The sequence below is a fragment of the Paracoccus lichenicola genome (assembly GCF_009708075.1).
Lineage (GTDB): Bacteria > Pseudomonadota > Alphaproteobacteria > Rhodobacterales > Rhodobacteraceae > Paracoccus > Paracoccus lichenicola.
In genome coordinates, this window is sequence record NZ_WMBT01000010.1 from 17,308 (window position 1) to 39,242 (window position 21,935).

General features: G+C 70.0%; 20 protein-coding genes. 12 read left to right on the forward strand and 8 right to left on the reverse strand.

The window, feature by feature from the left end:
* The first annotated feature begins 59 nt into the window (after positions 1-59).
* The 7 genes from GIY56_RS14370 to GIY56_RS14400 are packed head-to-tail and all read left to right on the forward strand — an operon-like array spanning position 60 to position 6,398.
* Positions 60-1,574: an amidase gene (locus GIY56_RS14370; protein ID WP_154765548.1), complete on the forward strand. Its 1,515-nt coding sequence runs from the start codon at positions 60-62 to the stop codon at positions 1,572-1,574.
* Positions 1,564-2,031, forward strand: coding sequence for an urease accessory protein UreE (locus GIY56_RS14375; RefSeq protein ID WP_328288566.1), 468 nt, complete (start codon positions 1,564-1,566; stop codon positions 2,029-2,031). The genes GIY56_RS14370 and GIY56_RS14375 overlap by 11 nt, the downstream gene beginning before the upstream one ends.
* On the forward strand, positions 2,021-2,650 hold the full coding sequence (locus GIY56_RS14380; RefSeq protein WP_154765550.1) for an urease accessory protein UreF: 630 nt from the start codon (positions 2,021-2,023) through the stop codon (positions 2,648-2,650). Before GIY56_RS14375 ends, GIY56_RS14380 begins: the two co-directional genes overlap by 11 nt.
* Positions 2,651-2,660: 10 nt before the next feature.
* Positions 2,661-3,332, forward strand: coding sequence for an urease subunit beta (gene ureB, locus GIY56_RS14385; RefSeq protein WP_154765551.1), 672 nt, complete (start codon positions 2,661-2,663; stop codon positions 3,330-3,332).
* Entirely contained in the window at positions 3,329-5,032 is a 1,704-nt protein-coding gene (ureC, locus tag GIY56_RS14390; protein ID WP_328288567.1) for an urease subunit alpha, read from the forward strand. Before ureB ends, ureC begins: the two co-directional genes overlap by 4 nt.
* A complete protein-coding gene (ureG, locus tag GIY56_RS14395) occupies positions 5,029-5,634 on the forward strand; it encodes an urease accessory protein UreG (RefSeq protein ID WP_154765552.1) in 606 nt (201 codons plus the stop codon). The genes ureC and ureG overlap by 4 nt, the downstream gene beginning before the upstream one ends.
* Complete coding sequence (locus tag GIY56_RS14400; RefSeq protein WP_328288568.1) at positions 5,631-6,398, forward strand: urease accessory protein UreD; 768 nt, start codon at positions 5,631-5,633, stop codon at positions 6,396-6,398. The genes ureG and GIY56_RS14400 overlap by 4 nt, the downstream gene beginning before the upstream one ends.
* Here the strand turns inward: GIY56_RS14400 and GIY56_RS14405 are convergent.
* The gene (locus GIY56_RS14405) at positions 6,395-7,087 is read right to left on the reverse strand and encodes a cysteine hydrolase family protein (RefSeq protein ID WP_154765553.1); all 693 of its coding nucleotides are present in this window, start codon (positions 7,085-7,087) and stop codon (positions 6,395-6,397) included. The two genes, GIY56_RS14400 and GIY56_RS14405, sit on opposite strands and share 4 nt — an antisense overlap.
* A 3-nt stretch (positions 7,088-7,090) precedes the next feature.
* On the reverse strand, positions 7,091-8,527 hold the full coding sequence (locus tag GIY56_RS14410; protein ID WP_154765554.1) for an amidase: 1,437 nt from the start codon (positions 8,525-8,527) through the stop codon (positions 7,091-7,093).
* 186 nt (positions 8,528-8,713) lie between these two features.
* On the opposite strand from GIY56_RS14410, the gene GIY56_RS14415 reads away from it, so the two are divergent.
* The 5 genes from GIY56_RS14415 (at position 8,714) to GIY56_RS14435 (ending at position 14,276) form a co-directional block, all read left to right on the forward strand.
* Positions 8,714-9,754 (forward strand): ABC transporter substrate-binding protein, encoded by a 1,041-nt coding sequence (locus GIY56_RS14415; protein WP_154765555.1) that lies wholly within the window; start codon positions 8,714-8,716, stop codon positions 9,752-9,754.
* A 77-nt stretch (positions 9,755-9,831) separates the two neighbouring features.
* Entirely contained in the window at positions 9,832-10,254 is a 423-nt protein-coding gene (locus GIY56_RS14420; protein WP_154765556.1) for a MarR family winged helix-turn-helix transcriptional regulator, read from the forward strand.
* Positions 10,255-10,440: 186 nt separating this feature from the next.
* On the forward strand, positions 10,441-11,526 hold the full coding sequence (locus GIY56_RS14425; RefSeq protein ID WP_154765557.1) for an ABC transporter ATP-binding protein: 1,086 nt from the start codon (positions 10,441-10,443) through the stop codon (positions 11,524-11,526).
* 67 nt (positions 11,527-11,593) lie between these two features.
* A complete protein-coding gene (locus tag GIY56_RS14430; RefSeq protein WP_154765558.1) occupies positions 11,594-12,598 on the forward strand; it encodes a Fe(3+) ABC transporter substrate-binding protein in 1,005 nt (334 codons plus the stop codon).
* 82 nt (positions 12,599-12,680) lie between these two features.
* A complete protein-coding gene (locus GIY56_RS14435) occupies positions 12,681-14,276 on the forward strand; it encodes an ABC transporter permease (protein ID WP_230312542.1) in 1,596 nt (531 codons plus the stop codon).
* A gap of 7 nt (positions 14,277-14,283) precedes the next feature.
* On the opposite strand, the gene GIY56_RS14440 is transcribed toward GIY56_RS14435, so the two are convergent.
* The 6 genes from GIY56_RS14440 to GIY56_RS14465 form a co-directional block, all read right to left on the reverse strand.
* Positions 14,284-15,120: a helix-turn-helix transcriptional regulator gene (locus GIY56_RS14440; RefSeq protein ID WP_154765559.1), complete on the reverse strand. Its 837-nt coding sequence runs from the start codon at positions 15,118-15,120 to the stop codon at positions 14,284-14,286.
* A gap of 303 nt (positions 15,121-15,423) precedes the next feature.
* A complete protein-coding gene (pelG, locus tag GIY56_RS14445; protein WP_154765560.1) occupies positions 15,424-16,848 on the reverse strand; it encodes an exopolysaccharide Pel transporter PelG in 1,425 nt (474 codons plus the stop codon).
* A complete protein-coding gene (gene pelF / locus GIY56_RS14450) occupies positions 16,848-18,371 on the reverse strand; it encodes a GT4 family glycosyltransferase PelF (protein WP_154765561.1) in 1,524 nt (507 codons plus the stop codon). The genes pelG and pelF overlap by 1 nt, the downstream gene beginning before the upstream one ends.
* Entirely contained in the window at positions 18,368-19,186 is an 819-nt protein-coding gene (locus GIY56_RS14455; protein ID WP_154765562.1) for a hypothetical protein, read from the reverse strand. Before GIY56_RS14455 ends, pelF begins: the two co-directional genes overlap by 4 nt.
* Entirely contained in the window at positions 19,176-20,162 is a 987-nt protein-coding gene (locus GIY56_RS14460) for a hypothetical protein (protein WP_154765563.1), read from the reverse strand. The genes GIY56_RS14455 and GIY56_RS14460 overlap by 11 nt, the downstream gene beginning before the upstream one ends.
* Positions 20,159-21,706 (reverse strand): polysaccharide biosynthesis/export family protein, encoded by a 1,548-nt coding sequence (locus GIY56_RS14465; protein ID WP_154765564.1) that lies wholly within the window; start codon positions 21,704-21,706, stop codon positions 20,159-20,161. Before GIY56_RS14465 ends, GIY56_RS14460 begins: the two co-directional genes overlap by 4 nt.
* Positions 21,707-21,935 lie beyond the last annotated feature (229 nt).

Genomic DNA, 21,935 nt, shown 5'->3' on the forward strand with positions numbered 1-21,935 from the left:
CGCGATCCGGTTCCCATGGGCGCCGGGCCTGCGCCGCACGCCCAGCAACGGAGACGCGAATGCCCGTGACACTGCCCGACGACGCGCAACTGGCCAAGGTGGCCGAGGGTTTGGGCTTCCACCTGTCGCCCGCCGATGTCGGGTCCTTCAAGGGCCTGATGGCGGGCTATGTCGAGGCCTACAACCTTGTGGACCGGATGCCGGACCACCTGCCCCCGGTCACATACCCCCGCACCCCCGGCATCCCCCCCGACCCCGCGGACAACCCCCTGAACGCCTGGTACGTCAAGACCACCGTCACGGGGTCCGGGACCGGCAAGCTGGCGGGCCGGACCGTCGCGTTGAAGGACAACGTGATGCTGGCGGGCGTGCCGATGATGAACGGATCCTCCACGCTGGAAGGCTATGTCCCCAACGTGGATGCGACGGTCGTGACGCGCCTTCTGGACGCGGGCGCGACGATCCTGGGCAAGGCGCATTGCGAATGCTTCTGCCTGTCGGGCGGCAGCCACACGGGCGCCAAGGGTCCGGTCCGCAACCCCCATGATCCGTCGCGGTCGGCGGGCGGGTCGTCGTCGGGATCGGGCGTGCTGGTCGCCACGGGCGCCGTGGACATGGCCATCGGCGGCGACCAGGGCGGGTCGATCCGGATACCGGCCTCGTTTTGCGGCATCGTCGGCATGAAGCCCACGCACGGGCTGGTCCCCTATACCGGCATCGTCCCGATCGAGGTTCACGTCGATCACACCGGCCCGATGACCGCAACGGTGGCCGACAACGCCCTGATGCTCGAGGTGCTGGCCGGACCCGACGGCTATGACAGCCGCCAGATCGGCTGCACCACCGCCCCCTATGCCGAGGCCCTGGGCAAGCCTGTCGCCGGCCTGAAGGTCGCTGTCCTGACCAAGGGGTTCATGCAGCCGGGCGCCGAGGACGCCGTGAACGCCACCGTGCGCGAGGCCGCCGACCGCCTGGCGGCCCTGGGCGTCGCCGTGGACGAGGTGTCGGTTCCCATGCACCTGCACGGCGCCGCGATCTGGACGCCCATCGGCTTGCAGGGCCTGACCCAGACGATGATGCTGGGCGACGGCTACGGCACCAGCCGCCAGGATCTGTATGTCACCGGCTTCATGGATTTCCACCGCGGCTGGCGGCAGCGCGCGGACGAGCTGTCGGAAACGCTGAAGCTGTCGATGCTGTTCGCCCAACATGCCGACGACATGCACGGCAAGCGGTTCTACGGCAAGGCCATGAACCTCAGCCGCACGCTGCGGGCGGCCTATGACGCGGTGCTGGCGGAATACGACGCCATCATCATGCCGACCACCCCCATGACCGCGACCCCGCTGCCCGAACCCGGCGCCAGCCGCGAGGAGATCGTGCAGCGCGCCTTCGAGATGATCACCAACACCTGCCCCTTCGACATCACCCACCACCCGGCGATCAGCCTGCCCTGCGGCACCGTCGAGGGCCGCCCCGTGGGCCTGATGATGGTGGGCCGGATGTGGGACGAAGGCACGCTTTATACCCTGGCCCATGCCTTCGAGACATCGGGGGACTGGCGTGACTGGTGAACCCCTGATGCTGCTGTCGGTCCTGGGCCATGCCGGGGACCGCGACTGGCACGACCGCCTGCACGCGATGGAGCATCTGGGCCAGGTCGAGGTCCTGGCCATCCCCGAGGCCGAGGCCGCGCGCAAGCGGATGCGCGTGCGGTCCGACCGGGGCCGCGACTGCGCCATCGCGCTGTCGCGCGACCAGTCGCTGTCCGACGGGGCGGTGCTTTATTGCGATGACCGGCTGGCCATCGTCGCCCGGGTGGATGGCGCGGCGCGGCTGCGGCTGACGCCGGCATCGGTCGATGACGCGCTGAGGCTGGGCCACTGGTGCGGCAACCTGCACTGGAAGGTGGTGTTCCTGCCCGGCGCGATGCAGGTCGTGCTGGAAGGCCCGGTGCAGCGATACCTGGACCGGCTGCGCGACCTGCACGGGCTGGCCGATTTCACCGTCGAGGCCCCGCATGACCCCTGACGCCCTGCCCCTGCTGACGGCCATGCACCTGGCCGACAGCAGCTTTCCGTCCGGGCTGTTCGCCTTTTCCTGGGGGCTTGAGGCCGCGCTGGCCGAGGGCCAGGCCGACCCGCGCGATCTGGCGGGCTGGATCGGTGCCGAACTGCATGGCCGCTGGCACCCCTTCGACCGCGTGGCGCTGGCCGGGGGCTGGCGTCTGGACGGCGCGGGGCTGGCCGACTGGGACGATCTGGTCGATGCCTCGATCCCGGCCGAGATGCAGCGGCAGCAGTCCTTGCAGGCGGGCGCGGCCCTGGCGGCCTCGGCGCGGCGCATCGGCGTGGCGCTGGACGACGGCCACGCGCCCGTGGTGCATGGCCGTTTCCTGCGCCTGTCCGGGCTGACGCTGCCCGACGCGCTGGCGGTGTCGGCCATGGGGATGGCGCGCGGGCTGGCCTCGGCGGCGGTCCGGCTGGGCCGCGTGGGCGCGGTCGCCGTGCAGCGAGACCTGCTGGCCCTTCTGCCCCGCATCGCCGCGCTGACGGACCCGCCGCGCCCCGACGACCTGCCCGCCAGCTTCGCCCCGATCTCGGACATCGCGCTGATGCGGCCACTGGCCTCGCGGCTGTTCGTGAACTGAAAGGACCGCCATGCACCTGACCCCCACGGAACTCGAACGGCTGACGATCTTCACCGCCGCCGAGCTGGCCCGCCGCTATCTGCGCCGCGGCATCCGCCTGGCCCACCCCGAGGCCGTGGCCTTTCTGGCCGACGAATTGCTGACCCTGGCCCGGCAGGACGCCCCCCATTCGCAGATCGTGGCCCATGCCGCGACGCTGCTGACCGCCGACCAGGTCCAGCCCGGCGTGGCGCATCTGCTGAAGACATTCTCGGTCGAGGTGTCGATGGCCGAAGGCACCAAGCTGGTCACGGTCTTCGACCCGATCCAGCCCGCCCCCGACGACCCCGTCCCCGGCGAGGTCATCCCCGAGGACGGCGACATCATCCTGAACGCGGGCCGCGACGGCACGGTGGTCACCGTCCTGAACACCGGCGACCGCACCATCCAGGTCCGCAGCCACGCCCATTTCTTCGAGGTGAACCGCGCCCTGCACTTCGACCGCCGCGCGGCCTACGGGATGCGGCTGGACCGGCCCTCGGGCGGGGGGATGCGCTTCGATCCGGGCATCGCCAGGCAGGTCGCGCTTGTGCCCTATGCGGGGACGCGGCGCATCCACGGGTTCGCCGGACTGGTCGAGGGCCAGGCCGAGGAGATGCGCGACGCCGCGATGGCGCGCGCCAGGGACAGGGGGTATCTGTGAGGATCAGCAGGCGTGACTATGCGGCGCTTTACGGGCCGACCACGGGCGACCGGGTCCGGCTGGGCGACAGCGCGCTTCTGGCCCGGATCGAGACCGACCACACCCATCACGGGGACGAACTGACCACCGGCGCGGGCAAGGCCATGCGCGACGGCGAGGGGTTCTGCACCACCGGCACGGCGGCCAACGGCGCGCTGGACATGGTGATCCAGAACGCGGTCATCATCGACGCCGAACTGGGCATCATCAAGGCCGACATCGGCATCCGCGACGGGCTGATCGCCGGGATCGGCAAGGCGGGCAATCCCGACATCATGGCGGGCGTGACGCCGGGCATGGTGACGGGACCGAACACCACCGTCGTCCATGGCGACCGCCATTTCGTCACCGCGGGCGCGGTCGAGGCGCACGCCCATTTCCTGTCGCCGCAACAGGCCCATCACGCGCTGGCGGGCGGCACCACGACCATGATCGGCATGTCGCCGGGACCGAACTTCGACGTTTCCTGCTCGGGTCCGCTGACGCTGGGGCGGCTGATCCTGGCCGCCGACGAATACCCGCTGAACTTCGGCTTCCTGGGGCGCGGCTGCTCGGATCCGGGGGCGGTCGCGGAAAGCGTGGCGGGCGGCGCGCTTGGCGTGAAGATCCACGAGGATTTCGGCGCCTCGCCCGCCGTCATGGACGGATCGCTGCGGGCGGCGGACGCGGCCGACTTCTCGGTCCACCTGCACACCGACACGATCAACGAGTTCGGATTTTACCAGGACACCATGGCCGCCATCGCGGGCCGCACCATCCACATGTACCACACCGAGGGCGCGGGCGGCGGCCACGCGCCCGACATCCTGGCCGTGAACGGCTTTTCCAACGTCCTGCCGTCCTCCACGAACCCCACCAACCCCTTCACCGCCCCCGCGCTGGAGGAAGGGGTGCCGATGACCATGCTGGCCCACATGATGAGCTTCGACCTGATCGAGGACGTGGCCTTCGCCGAGGCGCGCATCCGCCCCCAGTCCATGGCGGCCGAGGATCTGCTGCACGACATGGGCGCGATCTCGATCTTCGCGACCGACACGCAGGGCATGGGCCGCCTGGCCGAGAACGTGGCGAAATGCTGGCAACTGGCCAGCGTGATGAAGGACCGGGCGGGTCCCCTGCCGGAAGAACCGTTCCCCGGCGCCGACAACGCGCGCATCCTGCGATACATCGCCAAGCTGACGATCAACCCGGCCATTGCTGCGGGCATCGACGCGCATGTGGGGTCGATCGCGCCGGGCAAGATGGCCGACCTGGTGCTGTGGCCCTTTGCCTTCTTCGGGGCCAAGCCCGCGACCGTGATCAAGTCGGGCACCATCGTCTGGTCCACGATGGGCGACGGCAACGGCAGCTTCGTCGGGTCCGAGCCGATGATTCACCGGCCCATGTGGGGGTCGCTGGGATCGGTCCGGCACCGGCTGGGCGTGACCTTCGTCAGCCGTCTGGCCATCGAGGCGGGAACCCATGACCAGCTGGGCTGCCTCAAGCCCTTCGTGCCCATCGCCTCGGTCCGCGCGCTGACCAAGGCCGACATGCGCCTGAACGACGCCCTGCCCCGGATCGAGGTCGATCCCCAGACCTTCGCCGTCCGCGCCGACGGCCGCCTGCTGACCTGCGACCCGGCAACGGAGGTGCCGATGTCGCGCCGGTATTTCCTGCGATGACGGCCGCGCGCGTGGGCATCGGCGGGCCGGTCGGATCGGGCAAGACCGCCCTGATCGAGGCGATCCTGCCGCATCTGGCGGCCGCCGGGATCGACACCGCCGTGATCACCAACGACCTGGTGACGGACGAGGACGCCGAACGCCTGCGGCGCGGCGGGCAGCTGCCGCCCGAACGCGTGCTGGCCGTTCAAGCCGGGGCCTGCCCCCACACCGTCATCCGCGAGGATCCGACCCTGAACATCGCCGCCGCCGATCGGCTGGAGCGCGACTTTCCGGGCCTGGACCTGATCCTGATCGAATCGGGCGGCGACAACCTGGCGTCCACCTTCTCGCCCGATCTGGTGGATTTCTGGATGTTCGTGATCGACGTGGCGGGGGGCGACGACATTCCGCGCAAGAAGGGACCGGGCATCCTGCAGGCCGACCTGCTGGTGGTCAACAAGGCCGACCTGGCCCCGCATGTGGGCGTCGATCTGCCCTTGATGCTGGACCAGGCGCAGGCGGTGCGCGGCGGCCGCCCGGTCATCGCGACCGTCTGCCGCCGCGACCAGGGGGTGGCGGGGATCCTGGATCTGCTGCGGCGCGAGGTGCTGTTCCGGTGAAGGATCATGCGGGCACGCCGCCGCCCTGCCAGTTCGACCTGCGCGTGGGCCGGGGCCGCGACGGCGGCACCGCGATCCTGTCGCGCCACGTGGCCTGGCCCTGGTCGCTGCCGCGCGGCTTCCGGCTGGCGGGGCGCGACGGCCCGCTGACCGTGCTGCCGCAGGCGGCGGGCGCGGCGCTGCTGCCCGGCGATCACTGGCGCCACCGGATCGCGGTCGAGGACGGGCACCTGCACCTTGTCACCGCAGGCGCGGGGCTGGCGCATTCCGGCGGTCCGTCTCGGGTCAATTGGCAGGTCTCGGTCGCGGCGGCGGGCAGGCTGGCGATGCTGCCCGACCCTTGGGTGCTGTCGCCCGGTGCGCAGATGCACCAGCGCCAGGAGATCGACCTGGGTCCCGGCGCCGACCTGGCGGTGATGGATGGCTTCTGCCTGCGCGGGGGCGGGGCGGCCTGGCGGTCGGAAACGGTGATCCGCCGCGGCGGCCGCATCCTGCTGCGCGACGACCAGCGGGTGGACCCGGACCAGCTGGCGCGGATCGCCGGGCTGCCGGGGGGCATGACGGCCTTCGGGCAGATCCTGCTGGTGACGGACAGGGCGCTGCCCGGGATCGGCCCCGGGCCTTCCGACGCGGATGGGGTCTGGGGGGCCGCGTCGGTCCTGCGCGGCGATGCCGGGATCCTTGTCCGGCTTGCCGCAGTCTCGGGCGGCGCCTTGTCCGCCGCCCTGGACCTGTGGCGTGCCCGGCTGCGCGCCGCGTTCTAGGCCGCGGCGCGCGAGGACAGGCGCGCCAGCAGCGTGCCGGTGTCGATCACGTCGGCAAACAGCGTCATCATGTTGGCCAGGGCCGCGTTATGTTCGTAATCCGTCAGCGTCGCGTTCGCGTCCGCCACAAAGATCACGTCATAGCCCCCCTGCATCGCGTCGCGCGCCGTGCTTTCGCAGCAGCAGTTCGACAAGGTGCCCGTGATGATCAGCGTCCGGATGCCCTTTGCCTTAAGCCAGTCCGGCAGGCCCGAGGTGCCGGGCGTGAAGGCGCTGTAGCGCGTCTTGTCCACCACGAAATCCCCCGGCGCCACGTCCATGTCGGGCCACAACGGCAGATCCGCGCCCGCCGGGCCAAAGCCGTGCCGCTGCGCCTCGGCCTCAGACGCGTTCAGGAAGCGTCGATAGAAGACCTGCCAGTCCAGGGGATCGTCGGGCAGCCAGGCAAAGCGGGTAAAGGCCACATGCCCCCCCGCCTGCCGCAGCGCGGCCGAGATGCGGTTGACATTGCCCACGATCTCGCGCGCGACGGGCACCTCGAGCAGGGCGCCGGGGCGCAGGAAACCCTGCTGCATGTCGATCACGACATGGGCGGTGGTCGTGGGATCCAGCATGTCGGTGAAGCTGCGCGGGCCGCGGCGGCCTTGGGCGCGGGCAAGGATGTCGGGCGGAACGTCGATCCTGTGCATCGCTCAGGCCTCCGGCATGGGGCGGCGGGTGTGCCAGTCGGTGACGGACTGGAAGGCGTGGCCCGCGCGGAACAGCAGCGCCTCGGACAGGGGCTTGCCCATCAGTTGCAGCCCCATGGGGCCGCCACGCGCGTCGAAGCCGCCCGGCAGGGTCAGGGCCGGATACCCGGTCAGGTCGGCGGGCGCGGTGAATTTCAGAAGATCGCCCAGGTCGGCATTGGCCGGATCGGCCGATGGCGCGCCGATGGCGTTGTCCAGCATGGCCAGCGGCGCGCCCAGCACCGGCAGCAGCACCATGTCCACCGCCGACATCGCGCGTTCGACCATGCCGTTGAACACCAGCCGCCATTGCATCGCGCGGCCCACCTGGTCGGCGGTCAGCGCATGGCCCAGTTGCAACAGTCCGCCCAGGCTGGGACCGTATTCGCCGGCGCGGTCGGGATAGGTGGCCTTGTGGGCCAGGGCGACCTCGATCCCGCAAAGCGCGGTCCAGTGTTCGGTCACGTCCGGCAGGAAGGGCAGCGCCACCGGCACGATCACCGCGCCCAGCGATGTCAGCGCGGCAACGGCATCGGCCAGCATCGCCGCCGTTTCCGCGGACGTGCCCTCCAGCACCGAGGCGTCCACCCCGATGCGCAGCCCGTGGATCGGCGCCCCGATGCCCGCCAGGTAATCCGGCACGGGCGCGGTCAGCGCCGTCGGGTCGTTCGGATCGGCCCCCGCGATCACGCCCAGCATCGCCGCGCAATCGGCGGCGGTGCGCGCCATCGGCCCGATGTGATCCAGGCTGTCGGCCAGGGCAAAGACCCCGTGGCGGCTGACGCGGCCCCAGGTGGGCTTCATCCCCGTGATGCCGTTCGCCCCCGACGGAAACCGGATCGAGCCGCCCGTATCGGACCCGAGCGCGCCGAAACACAGCCCCGCCGCCACCGCCACGCCCGACCCGGACGACGACGATCCCGCCCAAAGCCGGCCGTTCCACGGGTTCTTCGGGACCGGCATGTCGGGGTGGTGGCCAGCATAGGCGCCCTCGGTCATGGCCAGCTTGCCCAGCACGATGGCGCCCGCCTGTTCCAGCCGCGCCGTCACCGTCGCATCGCGGCCCGTCGCGTTGCCGCGAAGCATCGCCATGCCTGCGGCGGTCGGGGCGAACGCGGTTTCGCACAGGTCCTTCAGCGCGATCGGCACCCCGTGCATCGGGCCGCGATCCAGGCCCGCCTGCCGTTCGGCGGTGGCCTGCGCGGCCTTTTCGCGGGCGCGGTCCGCAAGCACGACCTGATAGCTGTTCAGATGCGGGTCGAGCCGCGCGATCCGCGTCAGGACGGCCTCGGTGACCTCGGCCGGGGTGGCGGCGCCGGTGGCGATCAGGCGCGACACCTGGGTCAGGGACAGGTCCGCGATGTCGCTCGCGGCTGCCAGGATGGGGGCGTGGGTGTTCATGAAACCTCCTGTTTGTCGCCCTAGTGGATTATTCAATAGTGTCGTTTTCAAGTATTTTTCGGGACGCGCGCCCTGTCCTGCCCCCGTTTTGCGGAACTGCCTTCGGATCGGGCATCACCCCGGATCTTTCGGGCCGGATGCACGGATGTCTTCGCAATCGGGTCCGTTGCATGGCACCAATGGCCCATGCGTATCGGAGTCATCCTGTCACATGGCGGTCTGGCCGGATTGTGGACGCCCGGCTGTCAGGGCGCGGCGCTTGTGGCCGCGGCCGAACTGAACGCGCAGGGCGGCGTGCTGGGCCAGGAGGTCCGGATCATCCTCCAGGATTCCGGCGAAACCGCGCACAGCGCGCGCGCCGCCGCCGAACGGCTGGTTGTGGACGAACGTGCCGACGCGGTGATCGGGCTTCAGGCATCCCACCTGCGGTCGGCCGTCCGGGACGGGCTGCATGGCCTGGCGCCCTATGTCTATACGCCGCACTACGAGGGGGGTCATTGCGGCCCGGGTGTCGTCACGCTTGGCGTCACCGATGCCGAGGTCCTGAACCCGGCGATCGCCTGGCTGGCCGAGCATCGCGGCGTGTCGCGCGTCTTCTTCGCGGGCAACGATTACATCTGGCCCCGCGTGGCGCATGGCACGGCCGAGACCGCCGTCCGCCTGGGCGGCGCGCGGATGGTGGGCCATGCACTTTTGTCCCTGCACGGCCGCGACTATGCCCCCGTCATGGCGGCCATCGCCGCCGCCCGCCCGGATCTGGTGGTGGTGGCCCTGCTGGGCGAGGATGCGGTCGCCTTCAACCGGGCCTTCGCCGACGCGGGGCTGTCGCAGCGGGTCCTGCGCCTTGCCTTGGCCTTCGAGGAAACGCAACTGCTGGGCGTCGCCCCCGAAAACGCCGAGAACCTTTTCGCAACCGCAAGCTATTTCAGCGGAATCACCGGCCACGGCAGAGAGCGGCTGCTGGACGAATACCGGCGCAGTTTCGCCGGGCGGCTGCCGGATGTCACGACGAACTCGCTGAACTGCTATGACGCGATCCATCTGGTCGCAGGCCTGGCCCGCCATGTCGGCCGCGTGGACGGGCACCTGATGGCGCGCGTGCTGCGGCAGCGGATCCCGCGCTCCTTCGCGTACCGGATGATCGGCCGGTCCGAGATCAGCGCCCGCGTGGCCCTGGCCGAAGCCGACGGCACCGGTTTCCGCGTCCGCCAAAGCTGGATGGCGTAAGGGGGCGAACGCGGTTTTCTGTGGCGAGGATCGTTGATCCTGCGATATTCTGATCCGACAGCAATTTTGGATATCAGATGACCAATGCCGATTTGAGCCAGCAGTTGAGCTATCTCATCGCCCGCGTGAACCGCATGGTGGAAGACGATCTGACCCGCCGTCTGCAACCGGACGGCTTTTCGATCGACCAGTTCCGCATCCTGAAGGTGCTTGACCACGAACGCCCGCTGGCCATGGGCGAACTTGCCGCCCGCGTCCTGGTCGAGCCGGCGACGCTGACGAAGATCATCGACAGGATGGTGTCCGAGGGTCTGGTCGTGCGCTTGCCCGATCCTGCGGATCGGCGCAGGGTTCTGGTCAGCCTCGGCCCTGCGGGCGAACGCTCGGCCCGCGATCTTCTGAAGATCGGCCGCGACCACGAGGAACGTATCGCCCAAGGCCTGCCCAAGCGCGACCTTCAGCGCATCCGCCAGATCCTGTCGGACCTGTCCCTGGACTGACGACGGCGCCGCCCCCTCTGAACGGGGACCGCAGGCCCCATGATCCCGACGCCCATCCCGACCGGACCGCCCTGCCCCCGGGCCGAGACAAAGCGCCGCACGCCCCCCCATGCCGGGCTGGAGAACGCCCCCCGGATCGCATAAGCACATCGGCAGGCCGACGGCGGCGGAACGGAAGGGCTGTGCATGGAACCGGCATCCTCGCTGGAGCTTGAAAACCTGTCGCGCCATTTCGACGGGCGGGCGGTGCTGTCCGGCATCTCGCTGGCGGTGCCGGCGGGGCGGATCACCTGCCTGCTGGGGCAATCGGGCTGCGGCAAATCGACCCTGCTGCGGATCATCGCGGGCGTGGACCGCCCCGACCCCGGCACCCGCATCCGCGCCGGCGGGGTCGAGCTGGTCGGTCCCCGCCGCTTCGTGGAACCCGAGGACCGCCGGATCGGCTTCATGTTCCAGGACTATGCCCTGTTCCCCCATCTGTCCGTCGCGGGCAACCTGGCCTTCGGGTTGCGCGCCCTGCCCGCGCCCGCCAGGGCCGCCCGCGTGGCCCGGGTGGCCCAACGCATCGGCATCGCGCATCTGCTGGAGCGGTATCCCCATTCGCTGTCGGGGGGCGAACAGCAGCGCGTGGCCCTGGCCCGCGCGCTGGCCCCCGAACCCGCGATCCTGCTGATGGACGAGCCGTTTTCCAACCTGGACCAGGGCTTGCGCGAAAAGGTGCGGCGCGAAACGGTGGACACCCTGCGCCGGACCGGGACCACCGCGATCATCGTCACCCACGACCCGCAAGAGGCTCTGGCCACGGGCGACCTGATCGTGCTGATGCGCGCGGGCCGGATCGAGCAGGCGGGCACCCCGTTCGAGATCTATGACCGCCCCCGGTCCCCCTATGCGGCCGAGTTCATGGGTCCCTGCAACCGCCTGACCGGCATCTGGTCGGCGGGCCGGATCGAGACGCCCATCGGCACCTTTCCGGCCCCGCTGGATCTGCCCGACGGCGCGCTGGCCCTGGCCTGCATCCGCCCGCAGGCCCTGTCGATCGGTCCCGACGGGCAGGGCATTTCCGCCCGCGTGGTGGCCAAGACATTCACCGGGGAAAGCGAACAGATCGACATCATGGTCCACCCGCTGGCCCAGACCTTGCGGATGCATTCGCATTTCCGCATCCCCATGGGGGTCGGCGACAAGGTCAGCCTGCAACTGAACGGCGCCCAGATCCACGTCTTTCCCGACGACGGGCAGGACGCCGCCACGGCCCGGCCGGAAAGCTGACGAAAATACTAGACTAACCGCCGCCCCCTGGCCTATGTCTTCCCCGGACAATCTTGAGGGGGACATCATGAAACTTGCATCCGTCATCGTCTTGGCCAGCCTGGCCACGGGCGCGGCTCAGGCCCGGGAACTGAACCTTTACACCTCGCGCGAGCCGGGTTTGGTCGAGCCGCTGCTGGCGGCCTTCACCGAATCGACCGGCATCACCGTCAACACGGTGTTCCTCAAGGACGGGCTGGCCGAACGCGTGGCGTCCGAGGGCGAAAGCTCGCCTGCCGACCTGCTGATGGCGGTGGATGCGGGAAACCTGGCCGACCTGGTGGACCGCGGCCTGACGCAGCCGGTCGAATCGGACGTGCTGGCGGCGGCGGTGCCGGAAAACCTGCGCGATCCCGGCAACCAGTGGTTCGCGCTGTCGATGCGCGCGCGCGTGGTCTATGCCGCCAGCGACCTGGACCTGGACGCCATCACCTACGAGGATCTGGCGGACCCCGAATGGAAGGGCCGGATCTGCATCCGCTCGGGCCAGCACCCCTACAACACCGCGCTGTTTTCCGCCTTCATGGCCCATCACGATGCAACCGAGACCGAAGAATGGCTGACGGGCCTGAAAGCCAACCTCGCGCGGCAGGCGGGCGGCGGCGACCGGGACGGGGCCAAGGACATCCTTGGCGGCATCTGCGACATCGCGATCGCCAACAGCTATTACGTGGGCCTGATGCGGTCGGGCAAGGGCGGCGAGGACCAGAAGGCCTGGGGCGAGGCGATCAAGGTGATCCTGCCCACCTTCGAGAACGGCGGCACCCACGTCAACATCAGCGGCGCGGCGGTGGCGAAACACGCGCCGAACCGCGAGCAGGCGGTGCAGTTGCTGGAGTTCCTGGTGTCCGACGAGGCGCAGAAGATCTATGCCGAGGCGAACTATGAATACCCCGTCAAGGCGGGCGCGGCCATCGACCCGATCATCGCGTCCTTTGGCGAATTGAAGGTCGATCCCGTGCCGCTGACCCAGATCGTCCAGAACCGCAAGCAGGCCAGCGAACTGGTCGATCGCGTTGGCTTCGACAACTGACGGGGCCAGGCCCCGCCGTGGTTCCGTCCTGCTGACGCCCCCGGCCCTCCGCCTGCGCGGGGGGTCCTGGGTTGCGGCCAGCTTGGGTGTCGCGGCCCTGGTCCTGGTGCCGGTGCTGGCGCTTGGCTGGCAGGCGGCGCAGGGGTCGGGCGGGCTGTGGTCGCATCTGGCGGCCCATGTCCTGCCCCATGCGCTGGCGCAGACGGCGATCCTGATGGCGGGGGTGGGGGTGCTGACGGCGGGGATCGGCACATCGGTCGCCTGGCTGGTGGCGGCTTACGATTTCCCGGGGCGGCGGATGCTGGAATGGGCGCTGCTGCTGCCGCTGGCGGTGCCCACCTATATCGTGGCCTATGCCTATCTGGACATGCTGCATCCGCTGGGACCGTTCCAGGGGGCGGTCCGCGCGGCCCTGGGATACGACAGCCCGCGCGATTTCCGCCTGCCCGACATCCGGTCGATGACCGGGGCGATCCTGCTTCTGGGCCTGGTGCTGTATCCTTACGTTTATCTGCCGGTGCGGGCGATGTTCCTGACGCAGGCCGCCAACCTGGTCGAGGTCGCCCATACCCTGGGCACCACGCGCCGCCAGATCTTCCATCGCGTGGCCCTGCCGCTGGCGCGCCCCGCCATCGCCGTGGGCGTCAGCCTGGCGCTGATGGAAACGCTGAACGACATCGGCGCATCGGAATTCCTGGGCGTGCGGTCGCTGACGATCTCGGTCTATACGACCTGGGTCACGCGGTCGGATCTGGCGGGGGCGTCGCAGATCGCGCTGGCGATGCTGGTGCTGGTGGTCGCGCTGATCTCGCTGGAGCGGTGGGCGCGGCGCAAGCAGCGATACTCGGTCAGCGCGCAGCGCGCCCGGCCCATGGCGCGCCAGCCCCTGCATGGCGCCGCCCGCTGGAGGGCGCTGTGCCTCTGCCTGCTGCCCGTGGTGCTGGGCTTCGTCCTGCCCGCCGCCTATCTGGCCCTTGAAGCGTGGGAGCGGTTCCGGTTCGCGGGCCTCTCTCCCCGCATTCTGGCCGAGGCGCGCAACACCTTTGTCCTGTCCGCGCTGGCGACCCTTGCCGTGCTGGCCTGCGGGCTGGTCGTGGCCCTGGCCGCGCGGCTTTTCCCGCAGCGCGGGATGGCGGTGATCCACCGGGCCGCATCCCTGGGCTATGCGATGCCGGGCACGATCCTGGCGCTTGGCATCCTGATCGCCGCCGGCGGCCTCGACCGCTGGATCGGCCGCACCGCCAGGGCGCTGTTCGACATCGACCCCGGCCTGGTGCTGATCGGGTCGGGGCTGGCGCTCGGCTATGCCTATCTGGCGCGGTTCCTGGCCATCTCCATCGGCTCGGTCGAGGCGGGGCTGACGCGCATCCCGCGCAGCTATGACCAGGCGGCGCGCACGCTGGGCCACGGCATCGGCAGCACGCTGCGCCATGTCCACCTGCCGCTGTCGCGCGCGGCGCTGGCCGCAGGCGGGCTGCTGGTCTTCGTGGACTGCATGAAGGAACTGTCGGCGACCCTGCTGCTGCGCCCCCTGAACTTTGAAACACTGGCGACCCACCTGTATGGCGAGGCCGCGCGCGGCACCTATGAGGAAGCGGCCATCGCCGCCCTGGCCATCGTCGCGGTGGGCATCCTGCCCGTGATCCTGCTGGCGCGCATCGGCCGCGCCAGGATGTAGGCCGCGATCACCAGCCCCGCGTCCCCGAAAAGGCCCCCGCGACCGGCGGGGGGGCAAGCTCCTGGACCGCGGCCAGGCTTGCGGGATCGGCGTCGTGAACGGCGGACGCCTTGAGCGCGACCTGCATCCGGTTCTTCGCCCCGAAATGCCGCATCAGTTCGCGGACATAGACCTTGATCGTCGCCTCGGTCAGGTTCAGGTGGCGGGCGATCTCCTTGTTGGTTTCCCCCTGGGTCAGGAATTCCAGGACCTCGATATGGCGCCGTTTCGTCGGCGGATCGAGCGCCGCGAGGGATGGGGCGCGCTCGCAGGGCCGCTCGACGGCGGCCGGACCCGAGGCAGGCGCGGCAGAGGCCGTGGCCTTCGCGGGCCGGTGGTCGTCGATATGCCGGATCATGGCCGAGGCGGGCATCGGCTGCGGGGCGGGCCTTGCGCCTGCCGCGGAATGGGGGTGATACGTCCCGCCGTTCAGGATGAACTGGATGGCGGCCAGCGCCACGTGGGACGGCATGGTGGTCGGGATGAAGCCGCGCAGGCCCAGATAGACCGCCATGGCGATCTCGAGGCTGTCGGCGATGTCCGAAAGGACGATCAGCGGGCTGTCGGGAAACAGGCCGCGGATCCGGTCGATGGTCCGGCCCACCCCGTCGTCGCGCAGGGACAGGCCGCCGATGGAATAAAGGCAGGCGGCGGCGCCGTGGGCCGGCAGGCTGGCCAGATCCTCGGGGTCGTGGACGACATGAAGGCCGATGTCGGACTGGCGTGCCCAGGGTTCCAGGAAAGCGGCGAATGCGGCCGTGCGCAATTCGTTGGAATCGACCAGGACCAAGGCAGAGATGCTCATGGCAAATATTTTCCCCCCGTTCAAGTTAAAGACGCGACCGGTTAACAAGACGAATTGCCGGGAATTCCAATCCCCCCGGAATCAAGGTTAACGCCGCAGAATAACGCTGTCATTGCCTTTATATTAGGAACAGCTAAGACCTTGTAATATTCTGTATGACATGGATTTATCGGCAAGGGATCCCGAAGCCGCCCGCCGGAATGGCCGGATTGCCGGATTGCGGCGGCAATCATGAAGATAACGGATGCGAAGGCATACAACCTTGGGATTGCCGATGCGGGCCGCGCGCGAATCGCCCGCGAATCACCGGGGATAGAGGGAATCGTTCTCGCCCAGGAAAAAGTCGTAGTCATAGGCGTTCAGCGCCTTGCAGGACGCGTAAAAGGCCGCCGCCGCGCCCAGCAGCGAACTGGCCAGGAAGGCATAGGCCGACATGCCGATCGCCGCGTGAAGAACCAGGCTGATGCCCCCGTTCAGAGCCAGGAACGCCCCCTGCATGATGGCAAAGTGACGGTTGCGGTTGGCCACCAGAAGCAGCGCGCAGCACAAAAACATCACCGAATGGAAGAACACCCCGATCAGGCCCACGCGCAGCATCAGGAACTGGCCGAAGCTGAAATCCAGCGCCTTGGCCAGCAGGGGCGACATCAGCACGATGCCGACGGTCACGGCCCCCTGGACAAAGGCGATGGTCCCGATGCCGGTCCAGGAAACCCGTTCCAGTTCGGCCAGGCGGTCGCGGATCAGCCCGTGGGTCGAACGGGACCGGATCGCGGCCTTGAACCGCTCGATGGCGGCCACAAGGTCGCCGTGGTGAAAGACCAAGAGCGCCGCATAGGTGGGAATGACCGACAGATGCGCCAGGAACATCACGCTGTCATAGGCGCTGGAATGCAGGAAGCCCGCCGCCGACCGGGCGCCCTCGGGTCCGAACCAGAACACCCACTTGTCCACCCACACGCCGCAGATGGCGAAGAACACGCCCGCGCACAGCACCCGGCTGTCGCGGATCCGGCGCAGCAGGTCCCCCACGGTGCCGGCGAAACCGTCGTATCCCGAGGGGAACAGCCGCTGGACATGGCGGATCGACAGCGCCACGCACAGCGACAGGCCCGCGGCAAAGGACCAGATCAGCACCTCGGTCGTGGGGGCATGGACGGCGGCCAGCAGGGCGCAGGCGACCGACAGGACCATGCCGCCCGTGAACGCCGCGATCAGGAAGCCATAGGAATGGACCGCCGCCAGCACGGCAAAGCTGGTCCACAAAAGCGCCGCCGCCGCCGTCAGGAAGACGAAGCCCGCCGCGACCCCCGCAGGCCCGATCCCCAGGACCAGGCAGACGGCAAGCGCGATGGCCTGCGCCGCCACCCCCGACAGCGCCGCCGCCGCCAGGAACAGTTCGGCCACGACCGCCGTGTTCTCCCCGTCCACCGCCGCCGAGATGCGCCGCGCCGCCACCGCGCCCACCGGCCCCGCGACCAGCGGCGCGATGCAGAAGGCATAGACCACCGTCAGGCGCAGATCCTCGACGGCGGCGGAACCCATCACCGGGGTCATCGTGACCGAGATGATCGCCAGCGCCGCCACCGACACCAGCCAGGGACCGGCGGCCACGATGATCGCCGCCCCGAAGCGGCGGACCGAGGCCAGCAGCGGATCGGCCCCCAGCCATTCCGCATCCGCGGCGGGGCCGCGCAGCCGGTCGCGCAGGCGGGCCAGGCGGGCCATCAGGCGACAAGCTCGCGGTAAAGCGCCCCATAGCGCGCGGCCGAGATGTCCGAGGTGAAATGGGTCTCGACCCGCCGGCGCAGCGTCTCGCCGCAGGCGGCGCGCAGGGCGGGATCGGCCAGCAGCTCGACGATGGCCCGGCCGATGGCCCCCGCGTCCATGGGCGGCGCGACCCGCCCGGCCAGGCCGAGGTTCGGATGCTCGTCCGGCGCGCCCTCGATGATCTCGCGGCAGGACCCGACATCGGTGGCCACGCAGGGGATGCGCGCGGCCCCGGCCTCCAGCAGGACCAGGGGCTGCGCCTCGCTGATGCTGGTCAGCACCATCACGTCGATGCGGGGCAGCCAGTCGATGATGTTGACCTTGCCGGTGAACAGGACCGTCTCGGTCAGGTCCAGTTCGGTGACGCGGCGCTTGCAGAGGGCAAAGTAATCCTCGTCCTCGTCGGTGGGACCGATCACCAGAACCTGCACGTCGGGGATGGCGCGGCGGATGATGGCGGCGGCGGCGATGCAGGTCTCGATGTCCTTGATGGGCACCACGCGGCCGATCAGGGCGACGGTGGGGCGGCGGTTCTGCTGCGGGCGGATGGCGTCGAATTTCTCCAGCGCGATGCCGTTGGGGATGACCTGCAGCTTGGCGTCCGCCGCGCCCAGGGTCCGCTGGAAGGACTGGTTGGCGCCGTAAAGCGTGGTGATCCTGTGGCTGCCGTCATAAGCGATGCGGGCAAAGGATTCGAAGGCGTCGATCCAGAACCGCCGGACATCGGTCCGGTTGTCGTTCCCGGACAACCCGCTGTCGATGGTGTCGGCGATCCAGTCGGCCATCACCAGGTCGATGCGGCGTTCGTTGGTATAGATGCCGTGTTCGGTGATGGCCGCCGTGCGCCCGGCGGCCCGCGCCGCGCGCACCGCGAACAGCCCCGCATATCCGGTCGAGATCGCGTGATAGGTCCGCGCGGGCGGGACCGGGGCCGTGGCGATGGCCAGCAGGCTGCCCGCCAGGTTGCGCCAGGCCCAGAAGAAATCGCTGAAGGCCGCCTGCGGCGCGATGCGGCGATAACATTCGGTGATCGCCTGCCAGGCCGCGGGCGAGGCGGTCAGGTCGCCGTAGTCGGGCGGGGCGGGCCTGTCCAGAAAGCCGAACGGTTCGCGCCGCACGGGTTCGGCGACGAAGCGCAAAAGGCCGTCGAACCCCTCCAGATCGCCGTCGCGCAGGACGCGGTGCATCAGGTCGGCGAACCGTGCGCCGTCCAGCGCCGGGCGGCGCAGCGGGGGCTTGCGGGCCTTGGGCGCAAGCGGCAGGACCTGGAAATGCACGACGTTCGGGGGAAGATCATAGCGGATTTCGCGCGGGCGTTCGTCGGCGACGATGGCGACCACGCCGAAGGTGGTGCCGGGTTGGGTGCGGATCAGCCAGTCCAGCCAGGACGACACGCCGCCCGCGACGAAGGGATAGCAGCCCTCGACCACGATGCAGACATCGACGGGGCAGACATCGACGGGGGCGGGATCGGCGGTCATGCCAGCCCCCCGCAGGAATATCGCTTCAGCCGGGGCGGCGGCGCCAGCGCGGGCCGCATCGGCGGGGCGGCGACGGACGGGCTGTCCTCGGCCGCCAGGTCCAGAAGCCGGGCGCAGGTGTCCTCATCGACAAAGCCTGAGGCGGCGATCTCCAGCAAGGCGGCCCGGTCGCGGGCCTGTCCGGGATCGGCCAGCATCGCCTTGGCGCGGGCGCCATGGGTTCCGCGCAGCTTGGCATGGACCGCCGCCGCCTGGACGCGCAGCGCGGGCACGGGCGAGGCCAGCGCCGCCGCCAGCGCCGGGCGCATGTCGGGGTGATACCCGCGCGAGATCGCGGCGATGGCTTCCTGCTGCTGGCGCAGCGTGCCCGTGCGGAAGGTTTGCAGGAAACCCGGAACACCGTCCCCGGGCAGGGGGTGCCGCCGGTGCTGGCGGATCTGGTCGAACAGGTCGTCGGCGGCATCGCGCGGCGGCAAGGGCGACAGAGGCCGACCTGCGACAGGGACAGCGGGCCTGTCCAAGGCGACCGGGGCCGGGCCGATCATCATCAGCACGGGACCCCCGAACGGTCCGAACAGCGCCAGGATGGCAAGGCCCGCCAGCGCCCGGGACGGGGTCTGGCCGCAGACCAGCCGGGCCAGCGCCCCGAAGGCCAGCGCCAGGCACAGATGCAGCGCCATCACGGCGATCATCAGCAGATCGTGGACCAGCCAGGCGTGCAGCAGCAGGATGTCGCCCAGGGCGGCCAGCCCCGTCAGCAGGCTGGGCGCGAACCCGGCGCTGCGCGGCAAGGGCCTGGCCAGTTCACGCGCCAAGACGGACCGCCCCCCGGGTCTGTGGCGCGGCGGGCAGGGTGTCCGGCGTCCGGCGCAGGCTGTCTTCCAGCGCGCGGGCCAGGGCGTTTAGGCCGGGCACCAGCAAGCCTGCGTCATGGTCGGGCGACTGCGCCAGAAGCACGCCCTGGGGATCGTCCCCGGGCGCCACCACGCGGCACAGCGCCGGATGGGCGTCGGGGGCCGCGCCTTCGGCACGGGCCAAAGGCAAGGCCTGCCCGACGACCGGCAGCGGCAGCGGCAGGTCGGCGGCGGTCGAGATCCCGGGAAGGGCCGCGCCGTCGTCCGTCATGGCGGCAGGGGTCAGCGTTCCCGTCTCGTCCAGCCTCAGCCAGGCGACGGATCCGGGCAGGCAGGCGCGGGCCGCCTCGACAAAGGCGGGCGCGCGCCCCTCCGCATCCGCCCCGGCCAGCCTATCCAGCGCGGCAAGGGGGTCTTGGGTCTCGGTCCCCGCAGGCAGGGACCGCGTGGCGGCGGCCAGTTCGGCGCGGGCGACAAAGGCGTCCAGGCGGTGGATCTCGGCCGCCAGGGTGCGGTTGATGTCCCGCAACCGGTCGTTCTCGCGGCCAAGGGCGTGTTCGTGGCGGATCTGCTGCTGGCGGTAAAGGCCGATCAGAAGCGCCGCGATCAGCCATTGCGCGGGGGCGATGGCGATGTCGACGTAATGTTCGGTGATGTCCATGCCCACGGGCCGCGAGGGCCAGTCCATCATCATCGTCGCCAGCCCCACCACCGACAGGCCCACGAACAGCCCATGCTGGACGGCGGCCAGCAGGATCACGATCCAGAACGGATGAAAGGTCAGGCTTGCAAAATAGCCCTCGCCGAAGAACAGCGGCTCGGCGGCGTCGATGGCGACCAGCAGGACCGCGCTGCCGATGAAGCCGCGCAGGAACTGGCCGGTGCCGGGACGCGGGGTGGCGGGGGGCTGGAAGGCGGCGTCGTCTAGCTGGGTCATTCCTTCAGGGCGCTCCGAATGAGGGGGGACGGGACCGGATCCGCCGCGTCGGCAAGATCCCTGTCGTCGGCCTGGCCGGCGGACACCGTGACAAGATCGCCGGGACGGACCAGGGTATCGGCACGGGCGGCAAGGGTACGCGCGCGGGCGCCATCCACCGGACGCTCGATGGTGACGGTCAGGCGCAGGCTGTCTTTCTCGTAAAGCTCCAGTTCGGCGACAACGGTGTCGAATTCGCTGTCGGCCGCGTCCAGCGCCGCGGAAACCTGCCGCAACTCGGCCGTCAGGGCCTTGATGCGGTCCACGCGGGCCAGTTCGGCATCCTGCTCGGCCGCGCGGCGCTCGGCTTGCAGGCGGAACAGCAGGTCTTCCTTTTCCAGCAGGATCCGTTCGGCGTCCATGGCCCGCACCGCCGTGTCGTTCAGGCGGGAATCGGTGACAAGGCCGCTTTGCAGCATCTCGCTCTGCTGGTCGTGGCGCTCGGCGTGATAGGCCATCTGGGTCCGCGCCAGATCCCTTTGCCGGCGGGCGGCGTCGATCCGGGCGGCAAGATCGGCCAGCGTGGCCTCGGTCTGCGCCCGGCGCAGGCGGCTTGCCTCGATCTCGGATACAAGGGCCGCGCGTTCGCTGGCAAGCCGTTCCCGGCCCAGCAGCGTCAGGGCGGCGCGGATCACGGGGTTGTCCTCGGGCAGGGTGTCGCGGTCGTTCAGCGCCGCCTCGATGCGCATCCGTTCCAGCGACAGGCCGATGCGGGTCTTGTCCAGTTCCGACCGGCGCGCGTCCAGCGCGATCAGCCGGACCCGGGCCGCCGGGTCGCGGTCGTCCAGCGCGCCGGCCTGGGCCAGCACGCGTTCCACCGTCAGGCCGGGAGTGTAGCCATGCGCCCCGGGCGAGCGGACGGCCCCGCGGACAAGGACCGGCGGGCGGGCGGCAAAGGCCGCGCTGACGCTGTTCCGGCTGCGCATCAGGTCAAAGGCCGCGCGCGACACCAGCGCCTCGATGCAGGACAGGCCGTGGCCCGCGACATCGACATGGCCGATGGCGGGCAGCGACACCGACCCGGCGGTGCCCACCTCGTAGGTTCCCGACAGATCCAGCCGCTCGAACACGATGTCGGTCGGGGGGGCTTCGGTCCCCTCGGGGGCGGGCGCGGCGGCCAGGGCGGCGCTTTCGAAGATCCGCAACTGCACGCTGTCACCGATGACGGCGGTGTCCGCGTCGCTTTCGGGACCCTCGCAACGGGCCTCGACCGCGGGGACCGTGGCCTCGGTCCGCAGCGGCGGGACGGGGGACAGGCCCGCGGGGGGCAGGGATTCGGCGATGGCGCCGGGTTCGACCCCGGGCTGGCCGGTCATGGCGGGCGGGGTTTGCAGCGCGGCCAGGGCCGGGCGCAGCCGCATCTCGGCGCGCTGGTAAAGGCCCGCGGCCTCTGCCGCCAGCGACCGGAAGCCGCCGTCCTGCAGGTGGGGCCAGGCCCAGACCCCGCCCAATCCCGCCGCGACGATCGACGCGCTGACAAGAAAGCCGCCCAGTCCATTCGACATGCCGATTCCCCTGCCTGGTCGCTTTCGCCGCGCCGCCGGACATTCCCTTGGAGCCTCGTGAAATTACGACAGCGGGAAATACGGCTCAACTGGCCTCAAGGGGGAATATGGCCCGTCATTCGCGGGACGATGCCCATCAAAGGGTGAATGAACTGATCGATGGTTCAATGCGCCCTATCCGAAACGTGAGGGGGCCGTTCGTTTCACCTTTGTCGCGTAGAAAGGCGGC